This is a genomic window from Variovorax sp. V15, assembly GCF_041154425.1.
GTDB classification, from domain to species: domain Bacteria; phylum Pseudomonadota; class Gammaproteobacteria; order Burkholderiales; family Burkholderiaceae_C; genus Variovorax; species Variovorax guangxiensis.
This window is the reverse complement of sequence record NZ_AP028659.1, coordinates 1,903,680-1,922,101: the sequence shown is the minus strand read 5'-3', so window position 1 is coordinate 1,922,101 and position 18,422 is coordinate 1,903,680. Positions and strand designations below refer to the sequence as shown.

Here is an 18,422-nt window from a genome sequence, read left to right as displayed (position 1 = left end):
GGGCTCATCCGATCGGGTGGCGGTTGTAGGCCGAGTAGCGGCCGGTGACGTGGTGCTCCAGCTGGCGCTCGATGTCGGCCAGCAGCGTGGAGGCGCCGATGCGGAACAGGTCGGGCTCGAGCCAGTCGCGGCCCAGCTCCTCCTTCATGAGCACCTGGTAGTCGAGCGCCGTCTTCGCGGTGGAGACGCCGCCCGCGGGCTTGTAGCCCACGCGCAGGCCGGTGCGGGCCTCGTACTGGCGGATCATCCGCAGCATCGCGAGCGTGACCAGCGGCGTGGCGTTCACGCCTTCCTTGCCGGTGGAGGTCTTGATGAAATCGGCGCCGGCCATCATGCAGACCATCGAGGCCTTCGCGACGTTGCGCAGCGTCTTGAGCTCGCCGGTGGCGAGGATCGCCTTCACGTGCGCATCGCCCGCCGCGCGGCGGAAGTCGAGCATCTCGTCGTAGAGCTTCTTCCACTGGCCGGCGAGCACGTGCTCGCGGGTGATGACGATGTCGATCTCCGAAGCGCCGTCGCGCACCGAGGCCTCGATCTCCTTGAGCTTGAGCTCGTGCGGGATCAGCCCCGCCGGAAAGCCCGTGGACACCGCCGCCACCGGAATGCCGCTGCCTGCCAGCGCCTCGACCGCCGTGGAGACGAAGCGGTGATAGACGCACACAGCACCCGTGTGCAGCTTGCGGTCGGCAAACCCGAGCGCGGCCAGCAGGTCGGGGCGAACCGGCGTCACGGCCTTGGCGCAGAGCCGCTTCACGCGCTCTGCCGTGTCGTCGCCGCTGAGCGTGGTGAGGTCGATGCAGGTGATGGCCTTGAGCAGCCAGCCGGCCTGTGCGTCCTTCTTGACCGAGCGGCGGCCGGGCAGCGTGGCCACGCGGCGCTCGGCGGCAGAGAGGTTGAAGCGGATGCCGTCGATCCAGCCGAGGTCGAAGGGCTGGGCGGTGTTGCGCGCGGCAGCGGGGTGGGTCTGCGCCGGCGTCCCGGCGGGCGCCTGGGGCGCGGCCGCAGGCGAAGCCGGGCGCGAGCGCACCGCGCCGCTGGGGCGAACGAGGGAAGTGGAAGTCATGGATGGGCGAGCGCCGTGGCGCGCAAGGGCCGCGAGTGCGGCGGGACGGCTGGGTACATGTCTTTTGTCTCCGGGCCTCATCGCATCGCATTGCATCGCGGCAGGCCTTGGTGTTCGTGTTGGGATAAATGTTATTACAACAACATTTAAATGCGCAATATGTTTTTCAAACAACATTGAAACGACATGCGATGCCCGATACTCCAGAGCGTGGACCTGAGGAAACGAACATGAGAAGAACCGCCGGAGCCGAGGCCCGGGCCGTGCGCCTGGCCAGGATGCAGGAACTCGTCGAGGCCGGCGGCCCGCTGCCGATCAAGCAGGCGGCGCAGCAACTCGATGTGACGGAAATGACCATCCGCCGCGACCTGGCATCGGCGGAATCTCCCCTCTCCGCCCTCGGCGGCTATGTGCTCGCGACCACGCTGCCGGGCGCCGAGCGCTACTCGCTCGACGAGGCCAGCGACCAGCATGCGGCCAACAAGCGCCTGGCCTGCGAACGCGCCGCCGGGCTCGTGCAGCCGCACGACAGCCTCTTCATCGACTGCGGCACCACCATGGTCCATTTCGCCGAGGCGCTGCCGCCCGAAATGCCTTTGAGCGTCGTGTGTTATTCCACGAACATCGCGCAGGTGCTGAGCCGCCGCCCGAACACGCAGCTGATGCTGCTGGGCGGGCTCTACCACCCCTCCTCGGCCACCTTCTTCTCGGACGAGGGCCTGCAGTACCTCGCCAGGCTGGGCGTGAACAAGGCCTTCATCTCGGCGGGCGGCATCGACCTGGAGCGCGGCGCGAGCTGCTCCAACTTCCACGAGGTGCCGGTGAAGCAGGCGGCAATCCGCAGCGCATCGCAGAGCTTCCTGATCGTCGACGAAAGCAAGCTCGGCACGCTGCGGCCGGCCTTCTTCAGCCCGCTCGACGCCTTCGCACGCATCGTGGTCGGCGGCTCGCCCGAGGCTTCGCTGAGGAAGCAGTTCAAGGACCTGCCGCTGGAGTTCGCGCGCGCCGCCGACGCATAGGCACTGCATTGCCCTGACGCATCGATCGGGGAGAATCGCGACGACGGAGGGGATCGGCACTCGATCCCCTTCTGAACCCCATCACTACACGCGACTGCGCGATGAATGCCGGCACCGTTTCCCTCGACGAGCACTGCCTCAAGATCCTCTCCGCGCTGCAGCACGACGGCCGCCAGACCGTGCAGCAGATATCCGATGCCGTCGGCCTCTCGCCCACGCCCTGCTGGAAGCGCATCAAGGACATGGAAGCCGCCGGCGTCATCCGCGGCTACACCACGCTGGTCGACCCCGAGCTCGTGGGCCTGCACGTATCGGCCGTCGCCGAAGTGAACCTCGACCGCCACAGCGAGACGATGGTGCAGCGCTTCGAGGAAGCGGTGGCCGCGAGCCCGCAGATCATCCGCTGCGTGTCGGCCACCGGGCCGGCCGACTACATCCTCAACGTGACCGTGCCCGACATGAAGCACTACGAGCGCTTCCTGCACGAGGTGCTGTTCAGCCTGCCGGGCGTGACGCACGTGCGCTCGAGCATCGTGCTGCGCGAGATCAAGTCTGAAACAGCGCTGCCGTTGGACCACCTGCTGCCGGGCACGCCGCGCGCGACCGGCTCGAGGCGCGGCGCCGGATGAACTGAGCTCTCCCAGAGGCTTCTTCGAAAACGGGGCGTGCCTGTAGCAAGCACTGAACACTCCCGCCGGCCTCCAGCGACATCGTCAGAAGTCGGCCGTTTCTCGAGAGTCTGTAATAGACCGTAATGGAACGGCCTGCAATCGAGCACCAAGATGCCCGGACCTCCATACTCACACAAGGAATATGTGATGGTCCCGTCTACTTCGGGCAATTGCAGCCACCATGCGAGATAAGTACTCGTTTGTTCCTGATCCCGTCGCACCGCCCAGCCACCACGGCCGGCGTGACGAAATCTCGGCGCTGTTCGGTATCAACAAGAACATGCGGAAGCGCCACTCGACCGAGGCGGCCAACGCGCTGGCGCAGAACCTTGCTGTAGCTGCAGACTTCAATGCGATTCATACCGCGCTACACACCTATGAGAAGGCGCATCTGAACGGTGGCGGCAACTGGCCGCGACTCAAAGGTGCGCTATTGCTCCGCTATCGCGGAGTACTCGATTTCGTGGACAACCTCCCTCATTCGTCAGATTGCTTCATGCGGGTCGGAGGTATCAGGGCCAAGGTTGGTACCGTCTTCTTCGGCGAAGGCCGCTTCCATCTCATCGGCCGCCCGCTGCTCGCACATAACGACGTCTACCATCGCCACGGTGACAACAATGTTCCCCCTCGTCACTACATTTCGCTCACCACCTCGGCCACGCACGTCAAGCGTTTCGTCACCCGCGGCCTGAGCGCATTCGATGCCATGGCCATCACGCAGGGGCGACCGCTGCGCTCCGTGCTCGGCACCGTGAATGCCCAGCTCACCGAGGTCGGGGGAGCCTTCATGCACGGCGTGGGCGCGGGAATCGCGCTGACTGAAGCCCAGCAGATCCTGACTCATACACGCGGCTGGGGCGGCAACAAGCGCTACATTTCCACCGGCGTCTCCAACAGACCCGCGCTGTCCACGCGCGGAATACCTTTCGTCAGCATGTACGGTGTAGTGACGGTGGATCTCGCGCTCGTGCCGGCCGCGACCATCTTCGACGTGCACCGCCACGACGTGGCTTCGGCCTGGCTGGGCTTGCCGGCGACCGACGTTCTGAACAACGGCCATCACACCAATACCGGCGACATCGCCGAACAACAATATCTGGGCCTGCGCGACACCATCCGCACACGCGAACTCCTGATCAAAGGCAGCATCCCCATCGCGGCCTTGCATCGCACTTCGGCCGGCCGCGTCTTGCTAGGATTGGGGTCCACCACCAACCTGATGCACGATGGTCATGCCAAGCGCAGGGTCAACGGCTTCGGCGATGGCGGTACCGAGCATCTGATCAGCACGCTGGCGCCGGGAATACGCGGCACCATCGTCGGACAGGATCACATGAGCTTTCGCGACCCACACACCAATCTGCGCTGGCACTTCCTTGAGTTCAATGCCCCGGGTGCGGTCGTTGCCGCCCAATTGGTGCTGCAGCCCCTGCTCGCCGGCCGGAACATGGTTGCATTCGAAAAGTTCACCCCCATCCGGCCGCCGGGCATGGTGTAGCTCTCGACAGGGCTTTCCATTGTCATACCGCACGCCCGCGCCTTCGCCTGACGCCTCTTTTGCCCGCCTGGTACTGGATTCCGACGTGCCGGAAGTACCGCGCCTGCAATCGTCCTGGCAACCGACAGGAGCCTTCACCACCTCCGGCAGCGCGCAGTTTTCGATGGCCGGCTGGCAACAACTGCACGCCACCGTCATCCAGAGGCAACCAGCGACCTTCGTGGTGGTGGATCTTCGCAAGGAATCACACGGATTCATCAACGGCGCCGCTATCAGTTGGTACGCGGCGGGCAGCAACTGGGGCTGTGCAGGTCTTTCCCCGGCCGATGCCGAGGAGCTGGAACGTTTGCGCTTGACCATCGTCTCGAACTCACCGGAAGTCACGGTGACAACCAAGACGCAGGTGCAGCTCGGCGCACCAGGTGGCGAGACGTGGCAGGTAGAGCAAGTCTGCAGCGAGAAGCGTCTCGTTGAGGACGACGACGTGCGGTATGTGCGTCTGCCCGTGGATGATCATTGCGCACCCGATGCTGCGGCGTTGAACGCCCTGGTCGAGCTGTTCGACTCCCTGCCTGCCGGCAGCCATCTTCACTTTCATTGTCGCGGTGGAAAAGGCCGGACAGCCACGGCCCTCGCCTTGCTTGATATTCATCAGCATGCCGGCTCCACGCCCTTCGCACAGATCATCGAACGCCAGGCGATATCGACTGGCTATGCATTGGATGGGCATGTGCACGACACGCAACAACCCAAGTTCCCTCACTTGCGGGCTCGGCTGGAAATATTGAAGCAGTTTCATGCGGATCGCGCGTCCAGGTGACGGAACTGGACGTAGAAAAGAATGGCGGCATCGCAGCCACAACGACAACACGAACATGAACCTGCCGTTTCGCCTCGCGCTCGCCGCGCTCATCCTTTCGATGGGCACCTCGGCCCTCGCAGCAACGCCGGCCACGCCGCCGGCCGCAACGCAGGCCGCCGCCAAGCCCGTCCCCGGCGTGCCGGTGCCCGCAGGCTCTCCGCAGCAGGCCGGCCCCGTCCGGTTCCAGTTCGCCATCTACTACGCCAAGACGCCGGCCACCGACCCGATGGCCGCGCTGCGCGGCGCGCTCGGCAAGACCGGCGGCAGCCCGAAGCTCCTGGCGTCGATGCCGACGCCCTCCTCCGTCAGCGCGCCCGTGGTCTTTGCGAACTGGAACACCGCCACCGTGCTGAAGGAATACCGCGCGCCCGACATGGAGTCGCTGCAGCGCTTCGGCCGCGGCATCTCGCGCGAGCAGGCGGAAGCGCTGCAGAAGGCGGACAAGGCGCTGATCCTCGATTTCGCGCACCCCTCGCAGCAGTCGTCCGCCGCCATGCAGAAGGCGCTGCAGGTCACGCTACAGGTCGCGCGCGACACCGGCGGCCTGCTGTGGGACGAGGAGACGCGCGAAGTCTTCTCGCCCGACGAATGGCAGAAGCGGCGCATCGACAGCTGGGCCAACGGCCTGCCCGACGTGTCGCAGCACATGACCATCCACGCTTACCGCAGCGGCGAGATGGTGCGGGCCATCACGCTCGGCATGGGCAAGTTCGGCCTGCCCGACGTGGTGGTGAGCGATTTCTCGTGGTCGAGCAACCGGCCCATGGGCAGCCTGCTCAATGCCTTCTCCCAGGCGATGGCCGAGGGCATCACGCTGGCGAAGCCCGGACAGTTCGACATGGACCTGCGCGCGCTCAAGCATGCAGGCGCGCGCGACCCGCTGCTCTCGGGGCTGAAGCCCAACGCCGCCGCGGTGGCAAGGCTCTCGCTCGTCAACGGCACCTGGGAAAGCGGCGATCCACAGAACAGGCTCTACGAGATCCGCTTCGACCGCTACAAGGGCCCCGACCGCTACGCGCAGCAGAATGCCCTGCTGAGCTCGGTGTTCGGCGCCGACGAAGACCCGGTCACCCGCCTGAAGCACAACGACGAACTGCTCGCCGCCAGCAAGGCCGCCACCGCTCAGTTGCCCAAGCTGCGCGACGCATTCATCAAGGGCCTGCAGCCCGGCGAATACATCCTCGTGAAGGCCCCGTTCACCACGGCCGCAGGCGGCAACGAATGGATGTGGGTGGAGGTCGCCCGCTGGAACGGCGATGCCATCGAGGGCTTGCTGAAGAACGAGCCTGTCGACGTCCAGGGCCTCCACGCCGGCCAGATGGTGAAGGTCTCGCAGGCCAAGGTCTTCGACTACATCCGCATCTATCCGGATGGCCGCCGGGAAGGCAACGAGACGTCGAAGATCATCGCGCGCATGCAGGGCGCGAAGAAGTAGCAGTAGCGGCAGCAACAGCAGCCGGCTGCCCGCCGGGAATGAAGACGGTGAACGCGCATCCCCGTCCGCCGGGCGCCTGCGCGAGCCCGATGGTGCCGCCCATGCGCTGGCAGGCTTGACGCGCTATCGACAGCCCCAGCCCCGTGCCCTGCGCGAGCGTGGCCGAGCCGCGATGGAAGCGTTCGAACACCAGCTCGTGCTCCTCGACCGGAATGCCGGGCCCGCTGTCGACCACGGAAAGAACCAGCCCCTGCGCCTCGCGCCGCGGCGTCACCACCACCTGCCCGCCGGTTTCCACGTACTTCACCGCGTTGTCGAGCAGATTGCGCAGCACCGACTCGGACAGCGGCACGGGCAGTTCGAAGACCAGGCTGTCGGAGCCACCAACTCCGGCGTGGCGAAGGGCTTGACCACGTAGTCGTCGGCGCCGCCGTCCAGGCCCGCAAGCCGGTCTTCGAGGGCCGAACGCGGGGTGATGACCACGATGGGCACCGTCACGCCCGAGCAGCGCCAGCGCGACAGCAGCTGCAGCCCCGAGCCGTCGGGCAGGCTCACGTCGAGCAGCACGCAGCCGCAGGCATCGCCGTCGAAGGAGCGCGGTGCGTCGGCGATGCGGCGCAGCCACTCGATGCTGAAGCCCTCGGCCTTCAGCGCCTGCGAGAGGGCGCGGCCCAGGTCCAGGTCGTCTTCGATGAGCAGGAGGTGCATCGCCCGGATTGTCCGGCGGGAACCTTAAGCATTGCCAAAGGTTCGGAGGCGAACAATGATGCGGTCTTCCCTCGCCTTCCTCGCCTTCCTCGCCTTCCTTCTTCCTGGTCTCCCCGGTCTTCCGGGCCGCCGTCCGCGCGCACCGGCGGCAGCCCGAGCAAAACGGAGTCGTACAGAGTGAACACCGCCTTCGCAACCCTGCTCGTCGCCGCCGCGCTCCTGTCGGCCTGCGGCAACCAAGATGCCGGCCCGCAGCCGGCCGCCCCCGGCCTGCAACAGCGCGCCGACGCCGTCACGGGCCGCGTCACGGCGTTGGATGGCGACTTCGAAGGCGCGGGCCTGATTGGCGCCAGGGTGCTCTTTCCGGTGGGCGCCGACGCGAAGGCGATGACGGCCGTGATCGCCGCGCGCCTGGTCGAGCGCGGCTCCCTGCGCTGGAACACGCGCATCGCCGAGGCCCTGCCCGAACTGCGCCGCCTGATGCTGCCCGCCTACCGCAACGTGACGCTCGAAGACCTGCTCGCGCACCGCGCCGGCCTGCCCGCCTTCACCACCGAAGAAGAGTTCGGCCGCTTCCTGTCCGTTCTCCCCGAGGCCGTGCCTGCCGGCGCACTGCCCACCACCGACGCCGGGCGCCGCCTCTTCTTCGCGCGCTGGCTGGTGCGCCAGCCGCCCGCGGCCGACAGCACCGGCTTCCGCTATTCGAACGCAGGCTACGCACTCGCGACCACGATGATGGAACGCGCCACCGGCCTGAGCTACCGCGCGATGTTCGAGCAGGAACTGGCCCGCCCGCTCGCCATCGCCGGCACCTGGCGCGAAGCCGATGCACGCGGCCCCGCCAGCCCGCAGGCCTGGCTCGACGCGATCATGCCGGCCGGCCGCTTCGCCACCACGGCGTCGACCTACGCCGGCTGGCTGCGCTGGCACCTGCGCGCATTGCAGGGCGACCAAACGCCCCTGCCCTCCAGCTACGTGGAGCGCCTGCGCGGACTCGCACCCGGCGGCTACGCACTCGGATGGACAGGCGCGCTCGTGCAAGGCCGCCCGGTGCTGCGGCACGCACGCGGCGGCGCTGAAGCCTCGCTGGCCGAGACGCAGTCCGACGCGGTGGTCGACACCGACGGCGGCAGCGCGAGCTTCGCGCTTTCGCTCGCCGGCCAGCGCGAAGGCGGCGTGCGCGCTTCGGCGGTGCTCGACCGGCTCATGGCCGGGCTGAACGGCCTGAACGGCGATGAGCCCACCGCCAAGCCGCTTTTCGCGCAGCTGCGCTGCAGGCTCAGCCGCTGCAGCTTCGTGATGCGGCTGCGGCGCATCGCCTGGGTGCAGGCCCTGCTGCGCTGATCCGGACCGATCTGGCGCAAACTGGAGGCCCGCCCGATCACCGAGGAGCCCTCGATGCGCATCCGCGAACTCGCCACCGGCCTGCAGTTTCCCGAAGGCCCGATCGCCATGGACGACGGCTCCGTACTGCTGGTGGAGATCGCGTGCGGCACGCTCACGCGCGTGCGCGCCGACGGCCTCGTGCAGGTGGTGGCCGACCTGGGCGGCGGGCCCAACGGCGCGGCCATCGGGCCTGATGGCGCGGTCTACGTCTGCAACAACGGCGGCTTCAGGTGGCACACCGAGGCCGACGGCTGCATGCGGCCCGTCGGGCAGGCCGAGGACTACTCGGGTGGACGCATCGAGCGCGTGAACCTCGCGACCGGCCATGCCGAGCGCCTCTACGACACGGTGGATGGCGGCGCCCTGTGCGGGCCCAACGACATCGTGTTCGATGCTCATGGCGGCTTCTACTTCACCGACCTGGGCAAGGTGCGCGAGCGCGACATGGACCGCGGCGGCCTCTTCTACGGCCATGCCGACGGCAGCACCGCCAGCGTGATCGCGCGGCCGGTGATGACGCCCAACGGCATCGCCCTCTCGCCCGACGGCGGCACGCTCTACTACGCCGAGACCGAGGGCGCGCGCGTCTGGGCCTTCGACATCACGGCGCCCGGCCGCGTGCGCAAGGACGGCTGGCCCTCGCCGCACGGCGGCCGCATGCTCTGCGCCTCGCCGGGCGGGCACTACCAGCGCTTCGATTCGATGGCGGTCGACGCGCTCGGCAATCTCTGCGTGGCGACGCTGCTGCACGGCGGCATCAGCATCGTGGCGCCCGACGGCGGCGCGGTCGAGCACGTGCCGCTGCCCGACCGCTACACAACCAACATCTGCTTCGGAGGACGAGACCGGCGCACGGCCTATGTCACGCTCTCGGGCAGCGGGCGGCTGATCGCCATCGACGACTGGCCCACGCCCGGCCTCGCGCTGAACTTCGAAGCCTAGGAAACCACCTGGTAGTACAGGTTCTGCGGATGCCGGGCCTGCGCGAAGAAGAACCAGCGCTCCGCCAGCAGCCCCGGCGCCTGCACCAGCGCCGCGAGCAGCCACGGCAACGTTCCCGCGCCGGCGATGCCCCACGCGAGCAACAGCGCTGGCAACACGAAGGCCAGCAGCTGGAAGCCCAGCTTCATGTTGCCCAGCGCCGCGAGCGAAGCGCCATGGAAGAACTCGCGCGTGTTGAACGAGCCGGCCGACATGCCCATCGACTTCTGCACCAGCTTCTGCGTGCGGATGCCGGTGGCCGACTGCAGCGTCGACTTGTGGCGAATGCCCGCGTTGCGCCGCAGCGCCGTGCCGCGCGCCGCCCATGCCGCCAGAGTGGCGACGAGCGCATTGGGCCCGAACGCGTGCACGAGGCGCGCCTCGCCGGCCAGCGCCGCCATCGCGCAGGCCAGCACCAGACCGGACGACAACCCGATCAGCGTGAAGTTGAGAATGGTCAGCGGATGCGCCCATTCCTCGATGAAGCGCAGGCAGGCGTAGATCATCGCGGTGCAGTACCAGAGCAGCACCGCGCCGCACAGCGCGAGCACCGGCAACAACCATGACCACGGCGCGCCGACACCCAGCCGCAGCGACAGCCACCACAGCGCCACCAGCGCGATGAAGGCCGGCAGCACGATCACCTCGCGCGACATCCACGAGGTGCGCCACATCAGCACCGCGCGCCACGCGCGCGTCTTGCGGCCCAGGTGCATGAACGAGGCGGCCAGTCCGGCCACCAGCAGCACCTCGGCCACGCCCAGCGCCAGGGCCAGGAAGCCCGGCGCGAGTTCGAGCCCGAAGAGCACGGCCAGCGCGAGCGCGAACACCAGCCCCTGCGCGGCGCCGGCCAGCGTGGTGAAGAAAAGAATCGAGAACGCCGGATGCATGCGGCCTACTCCTGTTCCGAAGGCGTGATCCGCCTCGGCAGATAGCGATTGGCCGGGTTGGTCTCCCACTCGGGCATGAGCTGGTAGCCGCCGCGCTCGCGGATCGCCTTCGACACGTCGGAGTCAGGGTCCTTCACGTCGCCGAAGAGCCGCGCGCCGGTCGGGCAGGCCTTCACGCAGGCGGGCTTGCGGTCTTCCTTGGGCAGTTGCTCGTCGTGGATTCTGTCAACGCACAGCGTGCACTTGGTCATGACCTGGCGCTCCTCGTCGAGCTCGCGCGCGCCGTAAGGGCAGGCCCATGCGCAGTACTTGCAGCCGATGCACTTGTCGTAGTCGACGAGCACGATGCCGTCTTCCTTGCGCTTGTAGCTCGCGCCCGTGGGGCACACCGGTACGCACGGCGGGTCTTCGCAGTGCAGGCAGCTCTTGGGAAAGTGGATGGTCTCGGTGACCGGGAATGCGCCGGCCTCGTAGGTCTGCACGCGGTTGAAGAAGGTGCCGGTGGGGTCGGCCGCGTAGGGTCGCTCGTCGGCAAGCGGTCCGGCGCTGCCGGAGGTGTTCCATTGCTTGCACGAGGTCACGCAGGCATGGCAGCCGACGCAGACGTTGAGGTCGATGACCAGCGCCAGCTGCTTGGCGAGAGTTTCACCGGGCTCGGCACGAGCTGTGCCGGTATTGCTCCCTCTCCCGCTTGCGGGAGAGGGTTGGGGTGAGGGTGCAACGGCTTTCATCACCCCACCGCGTCCAACTCCAGCGGTGCCGCCCTCACCCCAGCCCTCTCCCGCAAGCGGGAGAGGGGGCAAAACCGGAGCCGGCGCCATCAGGTCCTTGAGCCATTGCATCATTTCCTGTTCCTCCCCGCGAAGTAGGTCAGCACGCTCGCCGCCTTGCCCAGCACGCCGGGCACCGCCGGCATGCTCGCGACCTGCGGATAGCTCTCCTCGGGCTCGCCCGGATCGGCCGGCCGTATGCGCACCCGCACGTCGTACCAGCCGGCCTGCCCGGTGATCGGGTCGGAGTTGCTGATGGTTCCGCTCGCGGTGCCCGCGCAGGGCAGCTCCTCGCTGATGAGGTGATTGAGCAGGAAGCCCTTGCGCGCCTCGTCCGCGCCCGGCGCGAGTTGCCATGCGCCGTCGGCCTTGCCGATGGCGTTCCAGGTCCACACGGTGCCCGGCTCCACCGCCTCACTGTGGCGCAGCATGCAGCGCACCTTGCCCCAACGGCTCTCGACCCAGCACCAGCCGCCGTCGGCGATGCCCGCGGCCTGCGCCGTCACCGGGTTCACGTGCAGGTAGTTGTGGCTGTGGATCTGCCGCAGCCATGCGTTCTGCGAGTCCCACGAGTGGTACATGGCCATGGGCCGCTGCGTGAGCGCGTTGAGCGGAAACGCATCGAGGTCGGTCGCGGCCTCTTCGAGCGGCGGATACCAGAAGGGCAGCGGATCGAAATACTTGTCGATGCGCTCGCGCAGCGCCTCGGGCGGCTGCCGCCCCGCGCTCTTGCCCCGCGCCGCGAGCCTGAAGGTCTGCAGCGTGTCGGAGTAGAGCGCCAGCTGCACCGGGTCGTTGCGCTGGCGCCAGCCCTTGTCCTTCGCGAAGTCGAGGTACTCGCGGTTCCAGTTGCGCATGTAGTGCATGCCCTCGGGCATGTGGTACTGGAAAACGCAGTTGTTCTTCTCGTAGGCCTCCCACTGCTTCGGGTTGGGCGCGCCGCGCAGGTGCTCGGTGCCGTCCTTGCCGCGCCATCCCATGAGAAAGCCGATGCCCGGCTGCGGCTCGAAGTTGACGATGAAGTCGGGGTAGCCGCTGTACTTGCGCCCACCCTCGGGCGTGGTGAAGGCCGGAAACTTCAGCCTCGAGGCCAGCTCGATCAGCACCTCCTGGAAGGGCTTGCACTGCCCCATGGGCGGCACCACCGGGATGCGCACCGAATCCACCGGCCCGTCGAATTCCGAGATGGGCCGGTCGAGCATGCCCATCACGTCGTGGCGCTCCAGGTAGGTGGTGTCGGGCAGCACGAGGTCGGCGAATGCCACGGTCTCGCTCTGGAAGGCGTCGCACACCACCAGGAAGGGGATCATGTGCTCGCCCTTCTCGTCCTTGCGGTTGAGCATCTCGCGCACCGCCATGGTGTTCATGCTGGAGTTCCAGGCCATGTTGGCCATGAAGATCAGCAGCGTGTCGATGCGGTACGGGTCGCCCTTCACCGCATTGGTGATCACGTTGTGCATGAGCCCGTGCGCCGACAGCGGGTGCTCCCACGAGAAGGCATGGTCGATGCGGATCGGCGAACCGTCGGGGTTGATCGCCAGCTCGTCGGGGCTGGCTGGAAAGCCCAGCGGCGCGGCATTGAGCGGCGTGTTCGGCTGGATCATTCCGGGGTCGTTGAAGGCGCGGTAGTTCGGCACGATGTGGCGCGGGTAAGGCGCCTTGTGCCTGAAGCCGCCCGGCGCATCGATGGTGCCGAGCACGCTCATCAGCACCGCGAGCGCGCGCACCGTCTGGAAGCCGTTGGAATGCGCAGCCAGCCCGCGCATCGCATGGAAGGCCACGGGCCGGGCCTGTGTGGTCTCGTGCCGCTTGCCCCATGCGTCGGTCCATGGAATGGGCAGCTCGAAGGCCTGCTTCAGCGCGGTCTCGCCCATCTCGCGCGCCAGCTTGCGGATGCGTGCCGCGTCGATGCCGGTGATGGCCTGCGCCCACTCGGGCGTGCAGCTTGCGACGCGCTCGCGCAGCAGCTGGAACGAAGGCGCGACGCGCGTGCCGTCGGCCAGCGTGTAGTGGCCTTCGAGCGCGGGGTCGCAACCATCGGCGATGCCTTCGGGGTACGCCGGCTTCACGCTGCCGCTGGCCTTGTCCCACACCAGCTTGTTGTGCGGGTTGCGGCCGTCGCCCGGTGGGCCTCGCTCGGGATCGAAGGCGAACAGACCTTCGCGCTCGCAGTCGTCGAGCACCACCAGCTGCGGCGCGTTGGTGAAGCGCTTGAGGAACGCGTGGTCCACCAGCTCGTTGCCGATCAGCTCGTGCAGCAGCGCCATGAAGAGCGCGCCGTCGGTGCCGGGCTTGATCGGAATCCACTCGTCGGCGATGGCCGAATAGCCGGTGCGCACCGGGTTGATGGAGATGAAGCGCCCGCCCGCGCGCTTGAACTTGCTGATGGCGATCTTCATCGGGTTGCTGTGATGGTCCTCTGCCGTGCCGATCATCACGAACAGCTTGGCGCGCTCCAGGTCGGGCCCGCCGAACTCCCAGAAGCTGCCGCCGATGGTGTAGATCATTCCCGCGGCCATGTTCACCGAGCAGAAGCCACCATGCGCCGCGTAGTTGGGCGTGCCGAACTGCCGCGCGAACAAGCCGGTGAGCGCCTGCATCTGGTCGCGCCCGGTGAAGAGCGCGAACTTCTTCGGATCGGTGGCGCGGATCTTCGCGAGCCGCTCGGTCAGCATATCGAAGGCGCGCTCCCAGCTGATCGGCTCGAACTCGCCCGCTCCGCGCTCGCTGCCGGCCTTGCGCAGCAGCGGCTGCGTGATGCGCGCGGGAGACACCTGCTTCATGATCCCCGAAGAGCCCTTGGCACAGATCACGCCCTGGTTCAGCGGGTGGTTCGGGTTGCCGTCGATGTAGCGCACCTCGGGGCCCTTCTCGCCCTCCCGCAGGTGCACGCGAATGCCGCAGCGGCAGGCGCACATGTAGCAGGTGGTGGTCTTGACCGTGGTGTCGGCCGTGGGCGTGGGCGCCACCAGCGGGTCGTGCACGGGCTCGCGAGACAGGAAGCTGAACACTTGGCGGTCCTTTGTTTTCAGGCGGGGTCCACTCGATGGTATGCAGCCTCGATCAAACGAAAAAGCAGAGAATATCGCTCACCATGACCGGAAAAACTGATCAGCAGCAGGGCACCGCATCGAGCTCCCGCCTGCGCCTGAACCTGCGCCAGCTCGAGGTTTTCGTCGCCACAGCGCGCGAAGGCAGCACCCGCGCCGCGGCGGACCGCATCGCGCGTTCGCAGTCGGCCGCCAGCAGCGCCCTGGCCGACCTGGAGTCTTCGGTGGGCGTCCAGCTCTTCGACCGGCTCGGGCGCCGGCTGGTGCTCAACGAGAACGGCCGTGCCTTGCTGCCCAAGGCACAGGCGCTGCTCGACCAGGCCGCGGAGGTCGAGGCGCTTTTCAGCGGCGAGCATGCGGCGCCGCTGCGCGTGGCGGCCAGCTTCACCATCGGCGAGTACCTGCTGCCGGAGCGGGTGTCGACCTGGACGGCGCTGCATCCGCAGAGCCAAGTGCACCTGCACATCGCGAACACGCACGACGTGATCGAGGCAGTGGCCGGTTTCGACGTGGACGTGGGCTTCATCGAAGGCCCGCAGACGCACCCCGACCTCGTGGTGCGGCCCTGGCGCGAAGACGAACTGGTGATCGTCGCTGCGCCCGGCCACGAGCTGGCGGGCCGCGTCGCCACGCACAGGCAGCTCTCGCAGGCCACCTGGGTGCTGCGCGAGCACGGCTCTGGCACCCGGCAGGTGACGGACGCATGGCTGATCCAGAATCTGGAACAGGTGCACGTGGGCTTCGAGCTGGGCAGCACCGAGGCCATCAAGCGCGTGGTGGCATCGGGCACCGGGCTCGCGTGCCTCTCGCGCTACACGGTGGCGCAGGCGCTGGAAGACGGGCATCTGGTGGAGCTGCGCACGAGGCTGCCGGCCGGCGTGCGGCGGCTGGCGACGGTGATGCACCGCGACAAGCTGCTGGGCCGCGCGACGGCGGATTTTTTGCGCCACTGCGGCGCCATCGTGCCGCGCCGCTAGAAGTCTTCAGCCGGCGGCTCGCAGCACACGCGCCGTGTGCCTGGCGATCACGGCTTCTTCATCGGTGCGCAGCACCCACGCGCTGACGGGACTCTCGGCCGTAGTCAGCCGCGCGGCACCGCTGCGGTTCGCGGCGGCATCGACATTCACGCCCAGCCACTCGCAGTCTTCGAGGATGCGTTCTCGCAACGCCGCGCCGTTCTCGCCGATGCCACCGGTGAACACGATGGCATCGACGCCGCGCAGCGCCGCCGCGAGGCTGCCCATGTGCTGCACCACCTGCTCGGCGAAGTGGCCGATGGCCTCGGCGGCGGCAGGCTCGGCCGAGGCCTCCAGCACGCGCATGTCGCTGGACACGCCCGAGATGCCGAGCAGCCCCGACTGGCGGAACAGCAGCGCCTCGACATCGTCGGCCGACATGCCGCGCGAGCGCATCAGGTAGAGCACGACAGCCGCGTCGAGTTGGCCGCAGCGCGTGCCCATGGTCAGCCCGTCGAGCGGCGAGAAGGTCATCGTCGTCGCGACCGATCGGCCTTGCGCGATGGCGCACATCGAGGCGCCGTTGCCCAGGTGCGCGACGATCACGCGCCGCTGCGCGAGCTCGGGCGCGATACGGGCGAACTGCGCGACGATGGATTCGTAGGAAAGGCCGTGGAAGCCGTAGCGACGCACGCCCGCGTCGTGCAGCTCGCGCGGCAGCGCGAAGCGCCGGTTGACCTCGGGCTGCACCGCGTGGAAGGCGGTGTCGAAGCAGGCGACCTGCAGCACACCGTCGAACGCCGCCATCGCCGCGCGCACGCCCGCAAGGTTGTGCGGCTGGTGCAGCGGCGCCAGCGGTTCCAGTTTCGCCAGCGCGTCGAGCACGCCGGCATCGATGCGCACCGGCGCCACGAAGTCCGCGCCGCCATGCACGATGCGATGGCCCACGGCCGCGATGCGCCCTCCTCCCGACTGCTTCGCGTGCCAGTCGAGCAGCGCCGCAAGCGCCCCCTGGTGCGAAGCCTGTGCGCCTTCGAGCGGCGCGTCGTGCAAGGCCTGCCCGTCGGCATCTCGCACACGAAGCCGCGCCTTCAGGCCCGCGCCCAGCCCATCGGCCTGCCCCGACCAGCGCGCCGCCGGCAACGGCGCGTCGCCATCGCCGGCCGCGTCGAACAGCGCGACCTTGATGGAAGACGAACCCGCGTTGAGCGTCAGCAGCGAACCGGTCATGGGGTGGCTCGAGTTCAGACGTAGTCCTTGTACTTGTCGAGGAATCGCACCGGCTTGGACAGCGCGTCGCGGCGGAACGGGTCGCCCAGTTCGCGGGTGCACATGATCTCGATCACGCAGGTCTTGCCTTCGTTCATCTGCATGTCGATGGCCTTCTTCAGCGCCGGTCCCACGTCCTCGAGCCTGTCGACCACGATGCCCTCTGCGCCCATGGCCTTGGCGATGCCCGCGAAGCTCTCGCTCTCGAGCTCCCCGGCGACGAAGCGGCGGTTGTAGAAGTCGACCTGGTTCTTCTTCTCCGCGCCCCACTGGCGGTTGTGGAAGACCACCGCCGTCACCGGGATGTCGTGGCGCACGGCCGTCATGATCTCGACCATGCTCATGCCCCAGGCGCCGTCGCCGGCATAGGCCACGGCCGGGCGGTCGGGCGCCGCGCACTTGGCGCCGATCATGGTGGGCAGCGAATAGCCGCAGTTGCCGAAGCTCATCGGCGCGAAGAAGCTGCGCGGCTCCTCGAAGCGCAGGTAGCTGTTGGCGATGGCGTTGATGTTGCCGATGTCGGTGGAGACCATCACGCGCGGCGGCATGGCCTTCTCGAGTTCGCGCAGCACCTGGCGCGGGTGCAGGTAGCTGCCGCCGGTGGGCGTCTTCTCGCCTTTCGCTTCCTCGATGGCGTCGAGGCTGAACTGGTCGCGCTCGTGGGTCCACTCGTCGAGCTCTTTCTCCCACGCGGCCTTCTCGGCCTTGATCTTCTCGGCGCGCTCGGCCTTGGTGGCATCGCAGGCCAGTGTCTTGCCCTGCAGGCGCTTGAGCAGCTCCTTGGCCGTGGCCTTGGCGTCGCCGTGGATGCCCACGGTGATCTTCTTCACCAGGCCCAGGTTGGTGTGGTCGGCCTCGACCTGGATGATCTTCGCCTCCTTCGGCCAGTAGTCCATGCCGTGCTGCGGCAGCGTGCCGAAGGGGCCCATGCGCGAGCCGAGCGCGAGCACCACGTCGGCCTGCGCGATCAGCTTCATCGCGGCCTTGGAGCCCTGGTAGCCCAGCGGGCCGGCCCACAGCGGATGGCTCGCGGGGAAGGAGTCGTTGCGCAGGTAGCCGTTGGCCACCGGCGCGCCCAGGCGCTCGGCAAGGGCCTTGCACTCCTCCACCGCGTCGCCCATGACCACGCCGCCGCCCGAGAGGATCACCGGGAATTTTGCGGAGGCCAGCAACTCGACCGCCGCATTCAGGCTGTTCTCGCCGCCCGCGCCGCGCTCCACGCGCATCGGCTTCGGGATCTCGCACTGGATCTCGCCGTAGAAGTAATCGCGCGGAATGTTCAGCTGCGTCGGGCCCATCTCCGAGATGGCGCGGTCGAAGCAGCGCGCGGTGTACTCGGCCATGCGCTTGGGGTTGTTGACGTGGCCCTGGTACTTCGTGAACTCCTGGAACATCGGCAGCTGGTTGGCTTCCTGGAAGCCGCCGAGGCCCATGCCCATGGTGCCGGTCTCGGGCGTGATCATCACGACCGGGCTGTGCGCCCAGTAGGCGGCCGCGACGGCCGTCACGCAGTTGCTGATGCCGGGGCCGTTCTGGCCGATGACGAGGCCGTGGCGGCCCGACACGCGCGCATAGCCGTCGGCCATGTGGGCGCCGCCCTGCTCGTGCACCACCGGAATGAGGCGGATGCCCGCGGGCGCGAAGATGTCCATCGCGTCCATGAAGGCCGAGCCCATGATGCCGAAGATGTCGGTCACGCCATTGGCGACCATGGTCTCGACGAAAGCCTCGGAGGGCGTCATCTTCTGCACGCCCTTGACGGCTTCGCGTGCGGGGGCTGCGGCTTGCTTCTGGCTCATGGGAGGCGTCTCCTGGAAGGATGAAGGGGCGGGTTTCGCTCCAAAAGTCGGAACGGCTTGTTCCG

Annotated in this window: 16 protein-coding genes; 8 read left to right on the top strand and 8 right to left on the bottom strand. The window is 67.9% G+C overall.

Features of this window, described 5'->3' with window-relative positions; translation table 11 throughout:
* Window positions 1–4: 4 nt before the first annotated feature.
* Entirely contained in the window at window positions 5–1,063 is a 1,059-nt protein-coding gene (gene deoC / locus ACAM57_RS09110) for a deoxyribose-phosphate aldolase (protein WP_126025222.1), read from the bottom strand.
* A gap of 230 nt (window positions 1,064–1,293) precedes the next feature.
* Between deoC and ACAM57_RS09105 the strand changes: the two genes are divergently transcribed.
* The 5 genes from ACAM57_RS09105 (at window position 1,294) to ACAM57_RS09085 (ending at window position 6,548) form a co-directional block, all read left to right on the top strand.
* Window positions 1,294–2,082 (top strand): DeoR/GlpR family DNA-binding transcription regulator, encoded by a 789-nt coding sequence (locus ACAM57_RS09105; protein WP_184641641.1) that lies wholly within the window; start codon window positions 1,294–1,296, stop codon window positions 2,080–2,082.
* A 101-nt stretch (window positions 2,083–2,183) separates the two neighbouring features.
* On the top strand, window positions 2,184–2,711 hold the full coding sequence (locus ACAM57_RS09100) for an Lrp/AsnC family transcriptional regulator (RefSeq protein ID WP_369661428.1): 528 nt from the start codon (window positions 2,184–2,186) through the stop codon (window positions 2,709–2,711).
* A gap of 223 nt (window positions 2,712–2,934) precedes the next feature.
* Window positions 2,935–4,251, top strand: coding sequence for a hypothetical protein (locus ACAM57_RS09095; protein WP_369661427.1), 1,317 nt, complete (start codon window positions 2,935–2,937; stop codon window positions 4,249–4,251).
* A gap of 19 nt (window positions 4,252–4,270) precedes the next feature.
* The gene (locus tag ACAM57_RS09090; protein WP_184641638.1) at window positions 4,271–5,071 is read left to right on the top strand and encodes a protein tyrosine phosphatase; all 801 of its coding nucleotides are present in this window, start codon (window positions 4,271–4,273) and stop codon (window positions 5,069–5,071) included.
* Between the two features lie 55 nt (window positions 5,072–5,126).
* Entirely contained in the window at window positions 5,127–6,548 is a 1,422-nt protein-coding gene (locus ACAM57_RS09085) for a DUF2314 domain-containing protein (RefSeq protein WP_369661426.1), read from the top strand.
* On the opposite strand, the gene ACAM57_RS09080 is transcribed toward ACAM57_RS09085, so the two are convergent.
* A complete protein-coding gene (locus tag ACAM57_RS09080) occupies window positions 6,517–6,900 on the bottom strand; it encodes a sensor histidine kinase (protein ID WP_369661425.1) in 384 nt (127 codons plus the stop codon). The genes ACAM57_RS09085 and ACAM57_RS09080 overlap by 32 nt on opposite strands.
* The gene (locus ACAM57_RS09075; RefSeq protein ID WP_369661424.1) at window positions 6,852–7,256 is read right to left on the bottom strand and encodes a response regulator; all 405 of its coding nucleotides are present in this window, start codon (window positions 7,254–7,256) and stop codon (window positions 6,852–6,854) included. Before ACAM57_RS09075 ends, ACAM57_RS09080 begins: the two co-directional genes overlap by 49 nt.
* Before the next feature lie 177 nt (window positions 7,257–7,433).
* Here ACAM57_RS09075 and ACAM57_RS09070 point away from each other — a divergent pair, with 177 nt between their 5' ends.
* Together ACAM57_RS09070 and ACAM57_RS09065 are read left to right on the top strand one after the other, a co-directional pair.
* A complete protein-coding gene (locus tag ACAM57_RS09070; RefSeq protein WP_369661423.1) occupies window positions 7,434–8,600 on the top strand; it encodes a serine hydrolase domain-containing protein in 1,167 nt (388 codons plus the stop codon).
* 54 nt (window positions 8,601–8,654) lie between these two features.
* The gene (locus ACAM57_RS09065; RefSeq protein WP_369661422.1) at window positions 8,655–9,584 is read left to right on the top strand and encodes an SMP-30/gluconolactonase/LRE family protein; all 930 of its coding nucleotides are present in this window, start codon (window positions 8,655–8,657) and stop codon (window positions 9,582–9,584) included.
* Here the strand turns inward: ACAM57_RS09065 and ACAM57_RS09060 are convergent.
* The 3 genes from ACAM57_RS09060 to ACAM57_RS09050 all read right to left on the bottom strand — a co-directional run bounded on the left by ACAM57_RS09060 (window position 9,581) and on the right by ACAM57_RS09050 (window position 14,294).
* Entirely contained in the window at window positions 9,581–10,513 is a 933-nt protein-coding gene (locus ACAM57_RS09060) for a dimethyl sulfoxide reductase anchor subunit family protein (protein WP_369661421.1), read from the bottom strand. The genes ACAM57_RS09065 and ACAM57_RS09060 overlap by 4 nt on opposite strands.
* Window positions 10,514–10,518: 5 nt before the next feature.
* Window positions 10,519–11,244, bottom strand: coding sequence for a 4Fe-4S dicluster domain-containing protein (locus tag ACAM57_RS09055; RefSeq protein WP_369661420.1), 726 nt, complete (start codon window positions 11,242–11,244; stop codon window positions 10,519–10,521).
* Between the two features lie 110 nt (window positions 11,245–11,354).
* Window positions 11,355–14,294, bottom strand: coding sequence for a molybdopterin-dependent oxidoreductase (locus tag ACAM57_RS09050; RefSeq protein WP_369661419.1), 2,940 nt, complete (start codon window positions 14,292–14,294; stop codon window positions 11,355–11,357).
* 83 nt (window positions 14,295–14,377) lie between these two features.
* Here ACAM57_RS09050 and ACAM57_RS09045 point away from each other — a divergent pair, with 83 nt between their 5' ends.
* Window positions 14,378–15,310, top strand: coding sequence for a LysR family transcriptional regulator (locus tag ACAM57_RS09045; protein WP_184641629.1), 933 nt, complete (start codon window positions 14,378–14,380; stop codon window positions 15,308–15,310).
* Window positions 15,311–15,316: 6 nt separating this feature from the next.
* Here the strand turns inward: ACAM57_RS09045 and ACAM57_RS09040 are convergent, their stop codons facing one another.
* Together ACAM57_RS09040 and xsc are read right to left on the bottom strand one after the other, a co-directional pair.
* Window positions 15,317–16,519 (bottom strand): acetate/propionate family kinase, encoded by a 1,203-nt coding sequence (locus ACAM57_RS09040; RefSeq protein ID WP_369661418.1) that lies wholly within the window; start codon window positions 16,517–16,519, stop codon window positions 15,317–15,319.
* Between the two features lie 14 nt (window positions 16,520–16,533).
* Window positions 16,534–18,357 (bottom strand): sulfoacetaldehyde acetyltransferase, encoded by a 1,824-nt coding sequence (gene xsc, locus ACAM57_RS09035; RefSeq protein ID WP_369661417.1) that lies wholly within the window; start codon window positions 18,355–18,357, stop codon window positions 16,534–16,536.
* Window positions 18,358–18,422 lie beyond the last annotated feature (65 nt).